Origin of the sequence: Aliisedimentitalea sp. MJ-SS2 (assembly GCF_032586155.1) — a bacterium.
GTDB lineage: Bacteria > Pseudomonadota > Alphaproteobacteria > Rhodobacterales > Rhodobacteraceae > JAWHTC01.
In genome coordinates this window covers 21,685-39,607 of sequence record NZ_JAWHTC010000008.1, presented here as the reverse complement: position 1 = coordinate 39,607, position 17,923 = coordinate 21,685, and the positions used below count along the sequence as shown (strand labels likewise).

General features: G+C 61.0%; 16 protein-coding genes. 13 read left to right on the top strand and 3 right to left on the bottom strand.

Annotation, left to right across the window (positions count from 1 at the left end; genetic code table 11):
• Positions 1–193 precede the first annotated feature (193 nt).
• Complete coding sequence (locus RXV86_RS21630) at positions 194–1,624, bottom strand: Glu/Leu/Phe/Val dehydrogenase (RefSeq protein ID WP_316302636.1); 1,431 nt, start codon at positions 1,622–1,624, stop codon at positions 194–196.
• A 373-nt stretch (positions 1,625–1,997) separates the two neighbouring features.
• On the opposite strand from RXV86_RS21630, the gene RXV86_RS21625 reads away from it, so the two are divergent.
• From RXV86_RS21625 to RXV86_RS21600, 6 genes are all read left to right on the top strand, one after another.
• Complete coding sequence (locus tag RXV86_RS21625; RefSeq protein WP_316302635.1) at positions 1,998–3,665, top strand: pilus assembly protein; 1,668 nt, start codon at positions 1,998–2,000, stop codon at positions 3,663–3,665.
• A gap of 5 nt (positions 3,666–3,670) precedes the next feature.
• Complete coding sequence (locus RXV86_RS21620; RefSeq protein ID WP_316302634.1) at positions 3,671–4,204, top strand: TadE/TadG family type IV pilus assembly protein; 534 nt, start codon at positions 3,671–3,673, stop codon at positions 4,202–4,204.
• Positions 4,204–4,788 carry a hypothetical protein gene (locus RXV86_RS21615; RefSeq protein ID WP_316302633.1) on the top strand — a complete coding sequence of 195 codons (585 nt, stop codon included), beginning with the start codon at positions 4,204–4,206 and terminating at the stop codon, positions 4,786–4,788. The genes RXV86_RS21620 and RXV86_RS21615 overlap by 1 nt, the downstream gene beginning before the upstream one ends.
• 214 nt (positions 4,789–5,002) lie before the next feature.
• On the top strand, positions 5,003–6,589 hold the full coding sequence (locus RXV86_RS21610; protein ID WP_316302632.1) for a TadE/TadG family type IV pilus assembly protein: 1,587 nt from the start codon (positions 5,003–5,005) through the stop codon (positions 6,587–6,589).
• Entirely contained in the window at positions 6,586–7,128 is a 543-nt protein-coding gene (locus RXV86_RS21605) for a TadE/TadG family type IV pilus assembly protein (RefSeq protein WP_316302631.1), read from the top strand. The genes RXV86_RS21610 and RXV86_RS21605 overlap by 4 nt, the downstream gene beginning before the upstream one ends.
• The gene (locus tag RXV86_RS21600) at positions 7,128–7,709 is read left to right on the top strand and encodes a pilus assembly protein (protein WP_316302630.1); all 582 of its coding nucleotides are present in this window, start codon (positions 7,128–7,130) and stop codon (positions 7,707–7,709) included. The genes RXV86_RS21605 and RXV86_RS21600 overlap by 1 nt, the downstream gene beginning before the upstream one ends.
• A gap of 83 nt (positions 7,710–7,792) precedes the next feature.
• Here RXV86_RS21600 and RXV86_RS21595 read toward each other — a convergent pair whose 3' ends face one another.
• Entirely contained in the window at positions 7,793–8,737 is a 945-nt protein-coding gene (locus RXV86_RS21595) for an NAD(P)-dependent oxidoreductase (protein ID WP_316302628.1), read from the bottom strand.
• A 130-nt stretch (positions 8,738–8,867) separates the two neighbouring features.
• Here RXV86_RS21595 and RXV86_RS21590 point away from each other — a divergent pair, with 130 nt between their 5' ends.
• The 3 genes from RXV86_RS21590 (at position 8,868) to RXV86_RS21580 (ending at position 12,533) form a co-directional block, all read left to right on the top strand.
• Positions 8,868–10,043: a reductive dehalogenase gene (locus tag RXV86_RS21590; protein WP_316302627.1), complete on the top strand. Its 1,176-nt coding sequence runs from the start codon at positions 8,868–8,870 to the stop codon at positions 10,041–10,043.
• 102 nt (positions 10,044–10,145) lie between these two features.
• Positions 10,146–11,057: a pirin family protein gene (locus RXV86_RS21585; protein ID WP_316302626.1), complete on the top strand. Its 912-nt coding sequence runs from the start codon at positions 10,146–10,148 to the stop codon at positions 11,055–11,057.
• A gap of 105 nt (positions 11,058–11,162) precedes the next feature.
• Positions 11,163–12,533 (top strand): hypothetical protein, encoded by a 1,371-nt coding sequence (locus RXV86_RS21580; protein WP_316302625.1) that lies wholly within the window; start codon positions 11,163–11,165, stop codon positions 12,531–12,533.
• 3 nt (positions 12,534–12,536) lie between these two features.
• Here RXV86_RS21580 and RXV86_RS21575 read toward each other — a convergent pair whose 3' ends face one another.
• Entirely contained in the window at positions 12,537–13,130 is a 594-nt protein-coding gene (locus RXV86_RS21575) for a TetR/AcrR family transcriptional regulator (protein WP_316302624.1), read from the bottom strand.
• 77 nt (positions 13,131–13,207) lie between these two features.
• Between RXV86_RS21575 and RXV86_RS21570 the strand changes: the two genes are divergently transcribed.
• From RXV86_RS21570 to recJ, 4 genes are all read left to right on the top strand, one after another.
• The gene (locus tag RXV86_RS21570) at positions 13,208–13,504 is read left to right on the top strand and encodes a hypothetical protein (RefSeq protein ID WP_316302623.1); all 297 of its coding nucleotides are present in this window, start codon (positions 13,208–13,210) and stop codon (positions 13,502–13,504) included.
• Between the two features lie 173 nt (positions 13,505–13,677).
• Positions 13,678–14,964, top strand: coding sequence for a homoserine dehydrogenase (locus RXV86_RS21565; protein ID WP_316302622.1), 1,287 nt, complete (start codon positions 13,678–13,680; stop codon positions 14,962–14,964).
• Between the two features lie 157 nt (positions 14,965–15,121).
• On the top strand, positions 15,122–16,090 hold the full coding sequence (glpX, locus tag RXV86_RS21560) for a class II fructose-bisphosphatase (RefSeq protein WP_316302659.1): 969 nt from the start codon (positions 15,122–15,124) through the stop codon (positions 16,088–16,090).
• Positions 16,091–16,166: 76 nt separating this feature from the next.
• The gene (gene recJ, locus RXV86_RS21555; RefSeq protein WP_316302620.1) at positions 16,167–17,915 is read left to right on the top strand and encodes a single-stranded-DNA-specific exonuclease RecJ; all 1,749 of its coding nucleotides are present in this window, start codon (positions 16,167–16,169) and stop codon (positions 17,913–17,915) included.
• Positions 17,916–17,923: the final 8 nt, after the last annotated feature.

The following is a 17,923-nucleotide window of genomic DNA, read 5'->3' as shown; positions in this document are numbered from 1 at the left end:
ACATCCAACTTGGCGAGTGAACCAAGTTAGTCCAGCAATAGCAACCATGCCCGGACACGGACGGAGGGTTTTCGACAAATGCAGGTCAGGGCACGACAAATCCGCGCTACGGGATTGCCCCCTCGCGGCTGAATGCCAACGGTATTCGACTGCCGAGGCGACACCTGACAAACAGGCGCGGAAAGCGGGGCGGTTAAAGCCCCTTGGCGCGGTAGCTGGCGGCGACCCGGTCGATCGAGACCAGGTAGGCAGCCATGCGCAGGTCTTCGACATCGTCACGGCTGTGCCAGACCTCACGCATCGACTGATAGGCAATGCGCATCGTGTCGTCGAGCCCGGAGCGGACAAGTTCCAGTTCGTCTGCGCCACGCAGGTACCTGGCCTTGAAATCCGGCGTCATTGTCCAGGCATCGCCGAGATAGCGGTCGAGTCGCTCAAGTTCGTCGACGACAAGCTGGTGACGGGCTTCTTCCTGCCGGCGCTGCATCCGACCAAAGCGGATGTGGGACAGGTTCTTGACCCACTCGAAATAGCTGACCGTCACGCCGCCCGCATTGGCATACATGTCCGGGATGATCACAGTGCCCTTCTTGCGCAGGATCTCGTCGGCCCCGGCGGTGACCGGACCGTTGGCCGCCTCGATGATCAGGGGCGCTTTGATCCGGTCGGCGTTTTCCATGGAGATCACCCCTTCCAGGGCAGCCGGGATCAGGATGTCACAGTCCTCTTCCAGCACCACAGCGCCCTCGGCGGTGTGCGTGGCATCGGGGAAATCTGCCAGCCCGCCATGTTTGGCCAGCCAGGCATGAACCGCTCCGACGTCGAGCCCGGCCGGGTCGAACAGTGCCCCGTCGCGCTCGATGATGCCGGTGATGCGGCACCCGTCTTCCTCTTGCAGGAACTTGGCGGCGTGGAACCCCACATTGCCCAGCCCCTGGACAATCACCCGCTTGCCATCAAGCGTGCCGGAAAGCCCGGCCATAGCCACATCCTCGGGGTGGCGAAAGAATTCGCGCAGGGCATATTGTACCCCCCTGCCCGTTGCCTCGACCCGGCCGGCGATGCCGCCGGCATTCAGCGGCTTGCCGGTCACACAGGCACGCGAGTTGATGTCGGTGGTGTTCATCCGCGCATATTGGTCGGCCATCCAGGCCATTTCCCGTTCGCCGGTGCCCATGTCTGGGGCTGGCACGTTCTGGGAGGGGTGGATCAGGTCGCGTTTGGCCAGCTCATAAGCGAAACGGCGGGTGATCAATTCAAGCTCGTGCTCGTCCCATTCACGCGGGTCGATGCGCAAGCCCCCCTTGGAGCCACCAAAGGGCGTTTCCACCAGGGCGCATTTATAGGTCATCAGCGCCGCCAGCGCCTCGACCTCGTCCTGGTTGACCGCCATTGCATAGCGGATCCCGCCCTTGACCGGTTCCATATGTTCGGAATGAACCGAGCGGTAGCCGGTGAAGGTCCGGATCTGTCCACGCAAGCGGACACCGAAGCGCACCGTATAGGTGGCGTTGCAGACACGGATCTTCTCCTCAAGCCCAGGAGGAAGGTCCATGATGGCAACCGCGCGGTTGAACATCAGGTCGACGCTTTCACGAAAACTGGGTTCTTTGATAGTGGACATGAACATACAGGCCTCAAAGGGGTTCGGTTGACAGGGCGCGACTCGCCCAGCCATGGACAGAATGTCGCAGTTTTATGCAGAATGGCCAACAATACTTTCGATCCCGCTAATGGGGAATCTTGCCCCAATTTGTGCGCATTTTGTGCCGCAAGACGTCGATTCAACCGCTAATTGAGAAAAAAACAGCTCGAATTGTCTCTAGTTTAAAAACAGTTTTGCCGGAAAACCCGCCATTAACGCTCAAACCGCAAAAGAGACGTGATTTTTTCCCGTATTACGCCAAAATTCCGCCCCTTTTTCGGATCAGAAACTGCGGCGGGTAAGTGTCTCTGAGCGTAGGGCGAAGAACAAACCCATGTGTGAGGACGAGAATATGACGATTGTTACGTCGCAAAAACTGCACAGACCACAGGGCAGAAAGGCAGCGCCCCGCCGTCACCTCGCGCCCGGTTTTTTCGTGCCTGCTCCCAAGTTGAATTCACTCCGCCGCTTTGCCCGCGATGAAAGCGGCGTGATGATCGCCTATTCGGTCTTCTTCTTCCTGATCATGCTGATTGTCGGCGGGATCGGCGTCGACTTCATGCATTTCGAAATGAAGCGCACCCGACTTCAGAACACCCTTGACCGGGCGGTGCTGGCAGCTGCGGACCTGCAGCAGACGCTTGATCCGGCCGCCGTGGTCGAGGACTACCTGGCGAAGGCCAGCATTAACGCCACGCTGTCAAGCGCGCCGACGGTCAACACCGGGCTGAACTTTCGAGATGTCGCGGCACATGCGACCCTGAACGTGCCCACCCAGTTCATTCACATGCTGGGCATCGATACCCTGAGCGCGCCAGCCGCCGCGCAGGCCGAAGAAAAGATCGAAGCGGTGGAAATCGCACTGGTGCTTGATGTTTCCGGATCGATGAGGTCGAACAACCGACTGGTCAATCTGAAACCGGCGGCACGAGAATTCATCGACACTATGCTGGGCCTTGCCGCACCCGGCGACGTCAATGTCTCGATCATTCCTTACAACACGCAGGTGAACGCCGGTGAAACGCTGCTGAAACATTACAATGTCTCGAACGAGCACAGCTATTCGCACTGCGTGAACTTTGATACAGCGGATTTTGGCACGGCGGCACTAATGACGGCGCAAAGCCTTGAACGCACCATGCATTTTGACATGTTCACCTATTCGTCCGGAAGCTTTCCACCGGTCGCATCGGACTTGAACAGCCCGATCTGCAACACGGCGGCCTATTCAGAGATCATGACGATGGAAGTCAATGGCACCACTCTGAAGAACCAGATTGACGCATTGCAGGCCGGCGGCAACACGTCGATTGACATTGGCATGAAATGGGCAGCGACCTTGCTTGATCCTGGGACCCGCCCGGTGATCACCCAGATGATCACCGACGGCGACGTGGATGCGGTCAATGCCGGCAAGCCGCTGGGCTACGACGAACCGAATTCGCTCAAGGTAATAGTCGTCATGACCGACGGGCAGAATACCTCGCAATACATGTTGCCGGATCATATGCGCGGCACCATGTCCAACGTTCTCTACGACACGGATAGCGGACGCCGATCCATCTTGGTAGCGCACACGGATGGGACAATCGAGTATTTCTGGGTCGATGACGAGACAATGAACCCAGAGCCCTACGGCAATCACGACCCCGGACCGAAGACCGCGGTGCGGCTCAGTTATCAGCAGCTGTTTGCCTACAACTCGGTGGCCAGCAATGCTCGGTACACCTACGGGCCATACCTGGGCCTCGGAACCGCCTGGGACACCTGGTACACAAATCTGCCCGACCGCGTTAACGGCACCGAGAAGGACGCGCGACTGCAGAGCATTTGCTCGGCGGTCAAAGACAACAACGTAGTGGTCTATGCCATCGGGTTCGAGGCCACGGCCAATGGCAATGCCCAGCTATCGAAATGCGCCAGTTCGCCAAGCCATTTTTTCAATGCCACCGGCGTCAGCATTACCGACGTGTTCCAGTCGATCGCGGTGTCGATTGCCCAGCTGAGGCTGACGCAATGAGCCTGATGCGGCATATGATGCGCCCCTGGCTGCGGCTTTGGCGGTCCGACGCGGGATCGGCCACGGTGGAGTTTGCCATAATCTTCCCGTTCTACGTGACGCTGTTCATGACCACGGTCGAGCTTGGCATGATCACATTCCGGCATTCGATGCTGGAACGCGGGCTGGACATGGCGGTGCGCGAAGTGCGCCTTGGCACCGGGACGAACCCAACCCATGACGACATCAAGAACATGATCTGTGAATTCGCAGGCGTCTTGCCGAATTGTTCAACCAACATGCGGCTTGAAATGATCCTGGTCGACCCCCGTAGCTATGTGGCGCCGCCTGCCGATGCCGATTGTATCGACCATTCCGAGGATCCTTCGCCACTGCGCACGTTCAATCACGGCACATCGAACCAGATGATGCTGCTTCGGGCGTGTTTCGTGTTCTCGCCGATCTTCCCGACCTCAGGTCTTGGCTATGCACTGGCCAAGGACGGGGCGGGCAACGCCGCCATGGTGGCGTCATCCGCCTTTGTGCAGGAGCCGAAATGATGCTTTCGCGCCCAGCCCTGTCCTTCCCTGCCCGGCTGCTACGCGCCCGGATGCGCGCCTTTGCCGATGACACGCAAGGTTCGGTCACAGTCGAGGCGGCGATCATGCTGCCGCTTCTGGTCTGGGCCTATTGCGCGCTATACAGCTTTTTCGACGCCTATCGCCAAACCTCGATGAGCCACAAGGCGGCCTATGTGATCTCGGACATGATCTCGCGCGAGACCAACCCGATAGACGGGCCATTCATGGATGGCTCGTTCGAGATGCTGAACTTCCTGACCCGATCGGGCAATGAGCGCCGTTTGCGCGTCTCGGTCATCCGTTATGACGGCGATGACGACAAGATGCATATAGAATGGTCCGAAACCCGCGGGCTGGTTTCCGCGCACGGATCGGGTGCGGCCGACGAAATGCGCCAGAAACTTCCCATCATGGTGGACGAAGAGCGCCTGATCCTGGTCGAAACCTGGACCGATTACACCGCCCCTTTCCGAATTGTCGGCCTGACCGACCAGATCATCGAGACCTTTGTCTTTACTCGTTCACGTTTCAGCCCGCAGATCTGTTGGGAAAGCTGTATCTGACCCGATTTTCCATTCCTTTTTCGCGAAATGTGACCCAATTGCGGCGCGAACACGCCGCGAATGGGTGAAAACCATCTTTAAAAAGTTGCAAAAATGATCCGGGAAAGCCCAATTCCCGCCCGGTTCCCGACCCACAATGGGCCCACAAGTTAAGTCAGATTCCCATCGGAAGACTGCACTTCCACAGGGAAAAACAATAAAACGAGATGGAAACATGTTGGAACGCGGAACTGCAAAGCTGCCCTGCTGTGGTTCAGGGACAAATCTGACGAAGCGTCTTGAGGAATTTCGCGACAACGAAAGCGGCGTTCTTGTCGGTTTCGGTGTCTTTCTCATTCTGATACTTCTGGCCGTTGGCGGCATGGGCATCGATTTCATGCGGTTTGAATACACCCGGACATCGCTGCAAAGCACGCTGGACCGAGCCGTTTTGGCGGCTGCCGACCTTGACCAGACGCTGGATGCGCAATTCGTGGTCGAGGATTACTTCGCCAAATCGGACCTTGGCAACTATCTCAAGACGATCACCGTTGACGAAGGCCTGGCCCACAAACAAGTGTCGGCCACCGCCGAGATCGCGATGGACACCCAGCTGATCCATATGGTTGGTGTTCCGGTTCTGAATGCGAAAGCCGCCGGCTCCGCCAAGGAAAGCCTGGGCGCGGTTGAAATCTCGCTGATCCTGGACGTGTCGGGTTCGATGGGCTGGTACTCGCGGCTTACGAACCTGAAAGTTGCCGCCAAGGATTTCGTCGATCTGGTTCTGGACAACACCAAGCCGGGCGACGTGTCGATCTCGGTTGTACCCTACGCCACCCAGGTGTCGCTGGGCGAAACCATGATGAACGAATACAATGTCAGCAACGAGCACAATTATTCGCATTGTGTCGACTTCCTTGCCGATGAGTTCAACAACGCCCAGATTCTGCCGACCGAGGCGTTGCAACGCACCGCGCATTTCGATCCGTGGAATCAGGACCCGCTGCCGTCAGGGCAAACGCTGATCGATCCGGTGTGCCCGACCAATCAGAACACCCGCATCCTGCCGTTCTCGAATGACAGCATCGCGCTGAAGGATCACATCGAAGGTCTGACCGCCGGTGGCAACACCTCGATCGACCTTGGCATGAAATGGGGCGTGGCCCTGCTTGATCCGACAACGGGGCCAGTGGTGGACGGGCTGATCGCGTCTGGCGTGGTTGAAAACACGTTCGCTGACCGTCCGAAACCATATGATCCCGACCAAAACCTGAAGATCGCGATCATCATGACCGATGGCGAAAACACCGAGCAGCCCTATATGCTGTCGCCCTATCTCGACGAGATGTCGGATATCTGGCGCCACAACTCGGGCAAGTTCTCGGTCAAGCATAACAGCGAGTGGTACTATCCGCATGACGGCACCTGGAACAGCGCCCCCTACAAGGACACCAACGGCCAGGGCTCGCAACAGATCAGCTATCCGGAGTTGCACGCGATGCATCCACTGCTCTACTTGGCCGAGCACCTCTGGGGCGGCATCCTGGGCACCCTCAACGCCGCCGCGAACAAGGCTTACGGCAAATACGAAGTCCATAACGCCGGTTGGAAAGACCAGCGTCTGGACAAGATCTGCGAAGTTGCCAAAACTCAGGGTATCATCGTCTTCACCATCGCCTTCGAGGCCCCGAACCAGGGCAAACGCCTGCTGAAACGCTGCGCCAGCTCGGATGGCCACTATTTCGATACGGACGGGCTTGAAATCAACGATGCCTTCGTGTCGATCGCCTCGTCGATCTCCAAACTGAGGTTGGTCCAATGATGATGTTTGCTAAGATGAAATCGGCCTTTCGGCGGTTGCGCCACAAGGAAGACGGCAACGCGACAGTTGAATTCGCCATCCTGTTCCCCGCCTTCGTAACGATCCTTCTGAGCGGTGTGGAACTCGGCATGATCACCCTGCAGCATTCCATGCTGGAACGCGGACTTGACCTGGCCGTGCGCAATGTGCGCCTGGGCACGGGAACCGCCCCGCAGCATGACGAGATCAAGGCTCAGGTCTGTGAATATGCCGGCCTTCTGAAGAACTGTAACAGCACGTTGCGGCTTGAGATGGTGCAGGTCGATCTGCGCAACGCCGTCACGTGGGATACGACTGCGGATTGCGTCGACACGTCAGAAGCTGTGCAGCCGGTCCGGACCTTCGTCAATGGTCAGGAAAACGACATGATGATCCTGCGCGCCTGCGTGAAGATCGACCCGATCTTTCCGACCAGCGGGCTTGGAAAACAACTGGTAGTTGACGGTGCCGGCCAGGCCGCACTTGTCGCGATGGCCGCCTTCGTTCAGGAGCCGAACTGATGAAAACCATTCTGAACACACTTAAATCCCGGTTCACCACCTTCGCGCGCGACGATTCCCGCGGATCGGTTTCGGTCGAAGCTGCGCTGATCTTTCCGGTAGTTATGTGGGCCCTTCTGGCAATGTTCGTCTTCTTCGAGGGCTATCGCCAGTCCGGCATCAACCATAAGGCCGCCAACACCATCGCCGACATGTATTCGCGCGAAACCATGGCGATCACACCGCTTTATGTCGACAATACCAAGGATTTGTTCGACATCATGTCCGAGGCCAACTCGGACACCAGGGTCCGGATTTCCGTGATCAAGTGGTCGAAACGGAAAAACAGGTACGAAGTGGACTGGTCGGAAGTCCGCGGCGGGTCGATCAACACGATGTCGGATTCGACTGTGGCGATGGTCTCGGACAAGCTGCCAACGCTGCCACCGGAAGAGCGGGTCATCCTGGTCGAAACCTGGAGCACGTTCACACCGCTGTTCAATATCGGGATGGACCCGGTGGAAATCAGAACCTTCGTCTTCACCCGCCTGCGGTTCGCGCCCCAGCTTCCCTTCTGCCGAAGCGGCAACTGCGAAGTATAAGCAATATCAACCTAAGACAGGCTACATCAGAATAATACATCACGGCGAAGCTTATGCAGCTTTGCCGTGATGTTCATTTCTGATTACCTTTTGACGATCACCTCATACCCCGGCTCCTCGGGCTCATCGTCCAGCATTTCAGGCGGGAAGCCCGGCGCGGTGATGTCGAGGCCGGTGGCCTCTTCCAACCGTTTGATGATGTTGGGACTAAGTTCGCGTGGTCCGAAGCGTTCGATGGCATCGTCGAACATTGTGATCAAGAGCGGGTTCAGTTCAATCGGCACCCCGGCCCGGTCGGCGACCTCCTGAAACAAGCCAATATCCTTTTTCACCAGGTCCATGGTGAAGGAAATGTCGCGGCTGCCATTCAGGATCACCTGGCTTTCGGTTTCGTGGACAAAGGAATTGCCCGAAGAAATGCGCATCGCCTCATAGGCTGTGGCAAGGTCCATCCCCGCGCCCTTGGCCACCGTCAGCGCCTCGGCGCAGGACACAAGGTTGGCGGTGGCGAGGTAGTTGGTCAACACCTTGAGAATACTGGCAGATCCCAGATCGCCAGTATGCAGGACGCGCCGCCCCATGACGGTGAGAAGCGGCAGGATACGTTCGAACGTGGCCCGATCACAGCCGGCAAAGATCGAGATATTGCCGGTATCGGCGCGGTGACAGCCACCCGAGACCGGGCAATCCACTGCCGCACCACCACGTTCGATCACCTGTGCGCCCAGGTGTTTGACCTCGGCCTCGTCGGTGGTGGACATCTCCATCCAGATCTTGCCCTCTTTAACCTCGGGCAACATGTCCTGCATCACCGCGTCGGACGCGGCCGGCGATGGCAGGCAGGTAATGACGGCATCGCAGTCACGCATCATCGCCGCCGGGCTGCCACCGGATTTGGCGCCTTTATCGACAAAGACCGCAACCAGGTCGTCGTTTAGATCATGCACGGTCAGGTCGATGCCATTTCTAAGCAGGCTGCCCGACAATTTGCCGCCGACATTTCCCAAGCCGATAAAGCCGATTTTCATATGAGTGTCTCCTGTTGGTTTTCCCTATCCAAGGCGCAACGGCGGGGCGCGAACCGTCAGAAAGCGACCCGTTTGGTGCCGTTTTCCCAATGCCCTTCCCTAGCGCCGCAAAACGCCCTAGCGTCGCGCCATGGTCTGGCCTTCCAATCAACCGCCCCAGCGTGATGGCGATGACGATGCGGGTTTCGAGCTGAGCGATGCCTTCGAGGGCTTTCGCCAGCGCAACGACATTTTTACCCGTGCGTTTTGGGACGAACGGGTCAATAGCCCCAAGACAGACGCGTTTTTCGCTTCGTACCGGATGGAGGCCGCCCCGCGGCGCGGCGACGGGTTTACTCAGCGCGACTTTGCCCTTCGCAATGCCAGTTGGGCCATTTCCGACATGATCTCGGACCGGTCGGCCCATGAAGGCAGGCGCGAGGGATTCCAGGCTCCGATCCGCGAGGACACGCCGGTGGCGCCAGACGCTATTGAGATTGATGACCCGGTGGCAATGTCGAACGAAATCAAACGCATTGCCCGGTTCTTTGGGGCCGACCTGTGCGGTGTTACCGATCTGGACGAGCGCTGGCTTTATCGCGCACGGGTGGATGTGCGCGACCTGTCGGATGCCGACAATGACCTGCCCGAGGGGATCACAAGCGTGATCGTATTGGGCCATGAGATGGACGAGGGACTGGTCGCGACTTACCCGTCGGCGCTGGCGGGCGCAGCAACGGGGCGGGAATACAGTCACGAAGCTTCGATCGTGATCCAGCTGGCCGCCTATATTCGCAACCTGGGCTATCAGGCGGTGCCGTCGATGAACGACACCGGGCTGGCCATTCCGATGGCAGTGAAGGCGGGGCTTGGCGAATATGCCCGCAACCAGATGGTGATCACACCCGAGTTCGGGCCCCGCCTGCGGTTTTCCAAGATATTCACCTCGCTGCCATTGGCCCATGACGCACCGAAACGTCCCGGTGTTGCGCGGTTCTGCGACATCTGCACGAAGTGCGCCGAGGCCTGCCCGGTCAAGGCCCTGCCCCTTGGCCCGCCTTCGTTCGACGCGCCAAACCAATCGGCAATCAAGGGGGTGAAGAAATGGACCTCGGACGCCGAGAAATGCTTTAAGTTCTGGGCCGCGCAGGCCAGTGACTGTGCAATCTGCCTCAGGGTCTGCCCGTTCAACCGCGACTTCAGCAAGTGGCGGCACCGGGCATGGCTGAAGCTGGCCCTGTCACCGTTGCGAAGGGTGGCGTTGTGGCTGGACCGTAATCGGGGCGGTCGGGTGAAACCCTCGACTTGGTGGCGCGGGGGAGCCTGAACTTTCTGTGCAGTACCGCACACACGCGGTTCGAAACCACCTATGGATCGCAAAGGCGCGCAACCCTATCTTGGGCAGAGGTTGACAGGAAAGGACAGACTCATGTCGCTCAGACCAACAATCGAGACACGTAAGGCGCAGGCCACGATGGAAGGGGCTGGCGTGCATCTGCACCGCGCCTTTGGCTTCCAGGACCCAAGCGAGCTGGACCCGTTTCTGCTGTTTGATGATTTCCGCAACGAGGACCCTGCGAAATACGCCAAGGGCTTTCCCTGGCATCCGCATCGCGGCATCGAGACGATCACATATGTTCTGGCCGGTGAGGTCGAGCACGAGGATTCGCTGGGCAACAAGGGCACGCTGGGCGCAGGCGATGTGCAGTGGATGACCGCCGGGTCGGGCATCCTGCACCAAGAGATGCCCAGCGGCAGCGCCAACGGGCAGATGCACGGGTTTCAGCTTTGGGCCAACCTGCCATCTTCACTGAAGATGACCGCGCCGCGCTATCAGGACGTGCAGTCACGAGACATTCCCGAAATCACCGATGACGATGGCACGGTGGTGCGGGTGATCATCGGATCGTTCTGGGGCAAGTCCGGCCCGGTCGACGGGATCGCCGCCGATCCGCAATATCTGGATGTCTCGGTGCCACCGGGGGTGAAAAAGACCCTGCCGGTGGACACCTATCGCCGAGCGTTTGCCTATGTGTTTGACGGCGAAGGCGTGTTTTCCGATGCAAGCACCCCCACCGGGATTCTGTTGGAAAAAGAGGTTATGGGCCAAGAGGTTAACATCCGCGACATGTCCGGCGACCGGACATTGGTGCGGTTCGGCACCGGCGACGAGATCACTGTGCAGGCAGGTGAGCGCGGTGTGCGGTTCCTGCTGGTATCCGGTGCGCCGATCCAGGAGCCGGTGGCCTGGCACGGACCGATCGTGATGAACACCCAGGACGAACTGCGCCAGGCATTTCGCGATCTACGCAACGGGACCTTCATTCAACCTGCCCATTGATCCTCTGCGCCCGGTTTGACCGAGACCAAGGCGGCGCAGACCCATTCATGGCACCCTTGGCGCAGAGGTCGGCGGGGTCGTCCCGCGCCGAGACGGGAGGGGATCATGCAACGGGTGTTACAAGGGTTTGTTGTTGTTTTGGGGTTGGGATTGGCCGGGGCGACCGGGGCCGAAACCCGGGTCATGCCAGAGGATTTCGAGTATCTGGGCGCCTTCCGTCTGCCAGAGGATGGCGCGCGACCACGCACCTTTGCCTGGGGCGGCAACGCGATGAGTTTCGCGCCCGCAGGGCGTCATAAGGCCAAGGCCAAGGAATTGCCCGGCTCGTTGTTCATCATGGGGCACGACCGGATCGCCTATGGCGAGTTGCCCGATGGCAACCAGGTGGCCGAGATTGCGATTCCGAAGCCGGTGATTGCCCGCAGGCCGGGTGATTTGCCGGTGGCCCGGTTCCTGCAGCCTTTTGCGGATGTTGCCGAGGGGCAGTTTGCCGGGTTGGATGAGCTGCCGCGCGCCGGGCTGGCCTATCTTGATACCCCGGCCACCGGGCCCAGGCTGCACGTTACCTGGGGGCAACATTTCCAACCCGACCCGGACGCGCCGTCACATGGCTGGATAAACCCGAACCTGTCCGATCCCGATTTCACCGGTACGTGGTTCATCGGCCAGGAAAGCGGTTACAGCACCAACGGCTACCTGTTTGATATTCCACCCGAATGGGCCATGTTGAACACCGGAGGCCGCCCTCTGGCCACGGGGCGGTATCGCGATGGCGGCTGGTCGGGGATGGGGCCGCCGCTCTATGCATACCGACCTTGGGTGGATGAAGCCGGAACGTCTGCCCCGGACGGCACGCGGCTAGAGCCGATAACGCTGCTCAAATACCCCGGCTCGCGCGAGACAGAAAGCTTCGACCGGGCGATGCGCGGCTATTCCCATGCCGATGAATGGGAGGGCGGGGCATGGATCACCACTGCCGCGGGCAAGGCGGCGGTTCTGTTCGCCGGAACCAAGTCGGTGGGAAAAAAATCATGGTATGGTTTCGTGAATCCCGAGGGACCGGACAAGGTCTGTGTCGCCGGAGATTTCGTGGGACAGTTTCATGTCTGTCGCCTGGCCGACGGCACACCCTGCGAAGCCAAGGATTTGCACGAATGCAGCGGCCACAATGGCTATCGCGGATGGTGGGGTTCGCATTTCGAGGCCCAGATCATCCTTTATGATCCGGGCGACCTCGCAAAGGTGGCCGCCGGCGAGATTGAGCCTTGGCAACCGCAGCCCTATGCGGCCCTGAGCCTGGACGAGCACCTTTTCCTCAATCCCGCCGGGATCGAACCGGCGACTCTGGGAGTGGCCAGGCAACGGCGTTACCGCATCGGAGCGGTGGCGTTTGATCGTGCCGGCGGGCGTCTCTATGTCATTGAATTATTTGCCGATCAGGACAAGCCGGTGGTGCATGTCTGGCGGGTCGAGTGAGCCTCAGACCATCACCAATTTGCGGACCATGTCCCAATAGATCGCCTCGACCTCGTCGAGCGACAGGCGCCCCCCGGCGCGATACCAGGTGTTAACCCCGGTCAGCATGGCGATCACCGCATAAGTGGCGATGCGCGGGTCGGGCACGGTGAAAACCCCTGCATCGACACCATCGCGCAGGATGGTTTCCAGCTCGGTCTCATAGGCGCGACGCAGGGACTCAATCTCGGCGAAATTTTCGGGCGTCAGGTTGCGCAATTCCATATAGGCGATAAACACCTCGTCTGGGCGTTCGATATGGAAACGGATATGGTGGCGGGTGAAATCCTCAAGTCGAGCCAGCGGGTCGGCCCCGGCGACCGCGGCGCGGGTTTCGCGCGCTGACAGGAGATCTTCCATATGCTCGCGCATCAGCTGGTAAAGCAGCGTTTGCTTGTCCGGCGTGTAATTGTAGAGCGCCCCGGCCTGCACGCCGACCTCTCCCGCGATCTGGCGCATCGACACGGCGGCAAAGCCGTGGCGGGCAAAAAGAGACAGCGCCGCGCGACGGATGCGCGGGCCGGTAATGTCGGAATGAGAACCTTGGGTACGTGCCATAGGCAGGTTTTATCTGAACACGTGTTCATTTCAAGGCCCTGCTTGCATGGGCGCGCAGGCTGGGGCAAGGAAGGGACATGAAAGCGATAGTGCCCCTTTTGCCAGTCATGGTTCTGAGTGCCTGTGCCAGTTTTCCCGAACTGGAGGGCACAGTGCCGACGCATATGGAAGCGGCCGAGTTCCCAAAGTTGGTTCCGGTCGAACCGCTATTGGCGGGCTCCCAAGAGGTGCAGATCACTCCCGAGACGGAAAGCAGCCTGGTAGCGCGGGCCAATGCGCTGCGCGCCCGAGCGGCGCGGCTGCGCGGGCCGATCGTGGATCGGGGCACGCGGGCCCGGATGCGCGCCGGGGTGACTGGGATTATCGAAGAATAGAAGTGCTGTCGGCTTCCATGCCCGCGAAATCGCCCATTGGATCGGCATCCCGCCCTCACCGAGGACACAACCTCTGCCCCGAGCGCCGGAACCGGCTTTGCCGCGTTGCAAGTGGCGCGCACAGACGCTACAGGGGCGGATGACATCACGACCACATCGATGGAGGCCGAAAAATGAGTGAACCCCTGCGCCTTGGCATTGCCGGACTGGGCACCGTTGGCACCGGTGTGGTGAAGATTGTGCGCCAAAAGGCGAAGCTGCTGGCCGCCCGCAGCGGGCGCCCGGTGGTGATCACCGCCGTTTCGGCCCGCACCCGCGACAAGGATCGTGGTGTGAACCTGGGCGATTACGCCTGGGAAGACGACCCAGTGAAGCTCGCCACCCGCGACGATGTCGACGTGTTCATCGAGTTGATGGGCGGCAGCGACGGCCCGGCCAAAGCCGCCACCGAAGCGGCGCTTGCCGCGGGCAAGGACGTCGTCACCGCCAACAAGGCGATGCTGGCTCATCACGGCCAGGCGCTGGCCGAGGCCGCAGAAGAGGCGGGCCGGGTGATCCGCTTTGAGGCCGCCGTGGCCGGTGGCATCCCGGTGATCAAGGCGCTGACCGAAGGCCTGTCGGGCAATGACATCACCCGGGTGATGGGGGTGATGAACGGCACCTGCAACTATATCCTGACCCGGATGCAGAACGCTGACCTGAGCTATGAAGAGGCCTTTGCCGAGGCTGATGGGCTTGGCTATCTCGAGGCAGATCCGGAACTTGACGTCGGTGGGATCGACGCCGGGCACAAGCTGTCGCTGCTCAGTTCCATCGCCTTTGGTACACAGGTGAATTTCGACGGCGTCGAGCTGGAAGGCATCGGCAGCGTCACCATCGAAGATATCCATCAGGCCGCCGATATGGGCTTCAAGATCAAGCTCTTGGGCGTGGCGCAGATGACCGGTCGCGGTCTTGAGCAGCGGATGAGCCCCTGCCTCGTGCCAGACGACCATCCGCTGGGGCAGCTGGAGGGCGGCACCAACATGGTGGTGATCGAAGGCGACCAGGTGGAGCAGGTAGTTCTGCGCGGCCCCGGCGCCGGCGAAGGCCCGACCGCCAGCGCGGTGATGGGCGACGTGATGGATATTGCACGTGGCATTCGGGTTAGCACGTTCGGCGTGCCGGCCCCGGCGCTGGAAGCAGCAAGACCGGCCAAGGGTGCCCTGCCCGCGCCGTACTATCTGCGTATGACCCTGGCCGACAAACCCGGCGCTCTGGCCAAAGTGGCAACAGTTCTGGGCGAGGCGGGCATCTCGATCGACCGCATGCGGCAATATGGGCACGAGGACACCTCGGCCCCGGTGCTGATCGTGACCCACCGTACATCACGCGCAGCACTGGACGAGGCGCTTGGGGCGATGGCCCAGCTGGACGTGTTAGAAAGCCAGCCTGTCGCACTGAGAATCGAACGGGTCTGATCCCGGAGGTTCCAGAACCGCAACCTAGCGCGAACATCCCGACACCGGTGGAAACCGTAACCCATACCCCTCGCCGCTTGCCCACAGATGCATGTTTCCCGACTTGTGAACCCGTTTGAAACCGGGGTATGCCGGTCGGGACGCAACATCGAGGGACATCACCGTGAGCAGAACAGATTTTGACGACAGCCTGCTATCGCTAGCGCTGGCCCGGGTTTCCGAGGCTGCGGCGCTGGCCTCGACCTCTCATATCGGGCGCGGCGACGAAAAAGCCGCTGACCAGGCTGCGGTCAATGCCATGCGAGAAAAACTGGGCGAAATGGAAATCCGCGGCACTGTGGTGATCGGCGAAGGTGAACGGGACGAGGCGCCGATGCTCTATATCGGCGAAGAAGTTGGGCTGGGAAACGGGCCGGAGGTCGATATCGCGCTGGACCCGTTGGAAGGCACGACCCTGACCGCCAAGGACATGCCTGGCGCATTGACCGTGATTGCCATGGCCCAGCGCGGTGCGCTGCTGCATGCACCAGATGTCTACATGGAAAAACTGGCCGTCGGACCCGGCTATGACGAAGGTGTCGTTAACCTGGACATGCCCCCCGCCGCGCGGATCGAGGCGCTGGCAAAGGCCAAGGGTGTTGGCATGGACGAAATCACGGTCTGCGTGTTGGAACGGCCCCGCCACCAGGCGATGCTGACCGAGCTGCGCGGTACCGGTTGTGCGATCCGGATGATTTCGGATGGCGATGTCGCCGGCGTGATCCACTGCGCCGAGGCGGACACCACCGGTATCGACATCTACATGGGCTCGGGCGGCGCGCCCGAGGGGGTTCTGGCCGCGGCTGCGCTGCGCTGCATGGGCGGGCAGTTCCAAGGGCAGCTTCTGTTCCGCAACGATGACGAACGCGGGCGCGCGGTGAACGCCGGAATCGAGGATCTGAGCCGGGTCTATACCCGTGATGAGCTGGTCCGGGGTGACGTGATCTTTGCCGCAACCGGCGTGACCGACGGGTCGCTGTTGCGCGGCGTGCGACGGCTCAATGGGTCGGTGGAGACCGAGACGCTGTTGATGCGGTCGAAAACCCACACGGTACGGCGGGTGCTTTGCCGGATGCCGGCGGGGTGATTCGACCGGAAGGGATTGCGGGGCCAGCCCCTCAAACTCCCCGGGATATTTATGGTCAGATGAAGGGGCCGGTCTGGTGAGCTTTCTTGGAGTCGAGCAATCGCTGAGCGGGCGCGAATGGCTGGGACCCGGGGTAGAGCTTGATCGGGCGGCCGAGGCGCTGGCGCAGGAGACCGGGTTGCCGCGGGCCGTGGCGCAGGTTCTGGCGCGGCGCGGCGTCGAGGCCACAGAAGCTCAGGACTTCCTGGCGCCGAGCCTGAAGGTATTGCTGCCCGATCCACGGTCGTTGAAGGATATGGAGGCGGCGGCGGCACGTTTTCTACAAGCCGTGGGCCGCAAGGAAAAGATTGCGGTCTTTGCCGACTACGATGTCGATGGCGGGACCTCTGCGGCGTTGCTGCTTGACTGGTTACGGCAGATGGGGCGCGAGGCAACGCTTTATGTGCCCGACCGGATCGACGAGGGCTATGGGCCGAACGTACCGGCGATGCAGGCGCTGGCCGAGGCGCATGACCTGATCATTTGCGTCGATTGCGGAACCCTGTCGCATGAGCCAATCGCCGCGGCGGAAGGGGCTGATGTCCTGGTGCTCGATCACCACCTGGGGGGCGAGACATTGCCGGCGGCGCTGGCGGTGGTGAACCCCAACCGGCAGGACGAAACCGGCGATCTGGCGCATCTCTGCGCAGCAGCGGTGGTTTTCCTGATGCTGGTCGAAGCCAACCGGCAGCGGCGCGAGGCGGGTGACGGCAACGGCCCGCAACTGATGGCGATGCTGGACCTGGTGGCGCTGGCAACGGTGGCCGATGTGGCGCCGCTGGTGGGAGTAAACCGGGCCTTCGTGGTGCAAGGGTTGAAAGTGATGGCAAGACGCGAACGCCCGGGGCTGGTGGCGCTGGCCGATGTGGCGCGGATGGAGAGCGCACCGTCTTCCTATCACCTCGGGTTTTTGTTGGGGCCGCGGGTCAATGCCGGTGGGCGGATCGGCAAGGCCGACCTGGGCGCGCGGCTTCTGTCCTGCGGCAACGAGGCCGAGGCGCGGGTCATGGCCGAGCGGCTCGACGAGCTGAACCGTGAACGACGCGAGATCGAGGATGGGGTGCGCGCCGCAGCGCTGGATCAAGCCGAGCAACGTGGGCTGGATGCGCCGCTGGTCTGGGCGGCGGGCGAAGACTGGCACCCGGGCGTGGTGGGCATCGTCGCTTCGCGGCTGAAAGAGGCCACCGGGCGGCCCGCCGTGGTGATCGGGCTGGAAGGCGGTGAGGGCAAGGGTTCCGGCCGGTCGGTGTCGGGCATTGATCTGGGTGCATCGATCCAGCGGCTGGCCAGTGAAGGGCTGCTCATCAAGGGCGGCGGCCACAAGATGGCCGCCGGACTGACCGTGGCGCGCGGCCGGCTGGAAGAGGCCATGGCGCGTTTGAGCGAGCTGTTGGCCAAACAGGGCGCGGGCGACCTGGGGCCACGAGCGCTTAAACTTGACGGGGTGCTGATGCCCGGCGCAGCAACGGTCGAGATGATCGAACAGCTGGAGGCGGCGGGCCCCTATGGAGCGGGTGCCCCTGCCCCGCGATTTGCGTTTCCGGATTGCCAAGTGCTGTTCACAAAACGGGTGGGCGAAAGCCATCTGAAGTTCAGCATCGGTGACGGGCTGGGCGCCAAGCTGGAAGGGATCGCCTTTGGCGCCTATGACACCGCCCTTGGCCCGGCAATCGAGAACCATGGTGGGGCGCGGTTCCACGTGGCGGGGAGGCTGGAAGTCAACCACTGGCGCGGGCGGGTGACGCCGCAACTTCGGCTCGAGGATGCAGCCCCTGCCGGGCGTTGAGGCTTTGT

Bases quoted from the DNA above. Each gene is read 5' to 3' on its own strand.
- RXV86_RS21585 (WP_316302626.1), top strand. From the start codon at position 10,146: ATGTCGCTCAGACCAACAATCGAGACACGTAAGGCGCAGGCCACGATG.
- RXV86_RS21605 (WP_316302631.1), top strand. From the start codon at position 6,586: ATGATGATGTTTGCTAAGATGAAATCGGCCTTTCGGCGGTTGCGCCAC.
- RXV86_RS21595 (WP_316302628.1), bottom strand. From the start codon at position 8,737: ATGAAAATCGGCTTTATCGGCTTGGGAAATGTCGGCGGCAAATTGTCG.
- RXV86_RS21575 (WP_316302624.1), bottom strand. From the start codon at position 13,130: ATGGCACGTACCCAAGGTTCTCATTCCGACATTACCGGCCCGCGCATC.
- RXV86_RS21590 (WP_316302627.1), top strand. From the start codon at position 8,868: ATGGTCTGGCCTTCCAATCAACCGCCCCAGCGTGATGGCGATGACGAT.
- RXV86_RS21620 (WP_316302634.1), top strand. From the start codon at position 3,671: ATGCGGCATATGATGCGCCCCTGGCTGCGGCTTTGGCGGTCCGACGCG.
- RXV86_RS21570 (WP_316302623.1), top strand. From the start codon at position 13,208: ATGAAAGCGATAGTGCCCCTTTTGCCAGTCATGGTTCTGAGTGCCTGT.
- RXV86_RS21565 (WP_316302622.1), top strand. From the start codon at position 13,678: ATGAGTGAACCCCTGCGCCTTGGCATTGCCGGACTGGGCACCGTTGGC.
- RXV86_RS21630 (WP_316302636.1), bottom strand. From the start codon at position 1,624: ATGTCCACTATCAAAGAACCCAGTTTTCGTGAAAGCGTCGACCTGATG.
- RXV86_RS21610 (WP_316302632.1), top strand. From the start codon at position 5,003: ATGTTGGAACGCGGAACTGCAAAGCTGCCCTGCTGTGGTTCAGGGACA.
- RXV86_RS21580 (WP_316302625.1), top strand. From the start codon at position 11,163: ATGCAACGGGTGTTACAAGGGTTTGTTGTTGTTTTGGGGTTGGGATTG.
- RXV86_RS21625 (WP_316302635.1), top strand. From the start codon at position 1,998: ATGACGATTGTTACGTCGCAAAAACTGCACAGACCACAGGGCAGAAAG.
- RXV86_RS21600 (WP_316302630.1), top strand. From the start codon at position 7,128: ATGAAAACCATTCTGAACACACTTAAATCCCGGTTCACCACCTTCGCG.
- RXV86_RS21615 (WP_316302633.1), top strand. From the start codon at position 4,204: ATGCTTTCGCGCCCAGCCCTGTCCTTCCCTGCCCGGCTGCTACGCGCC.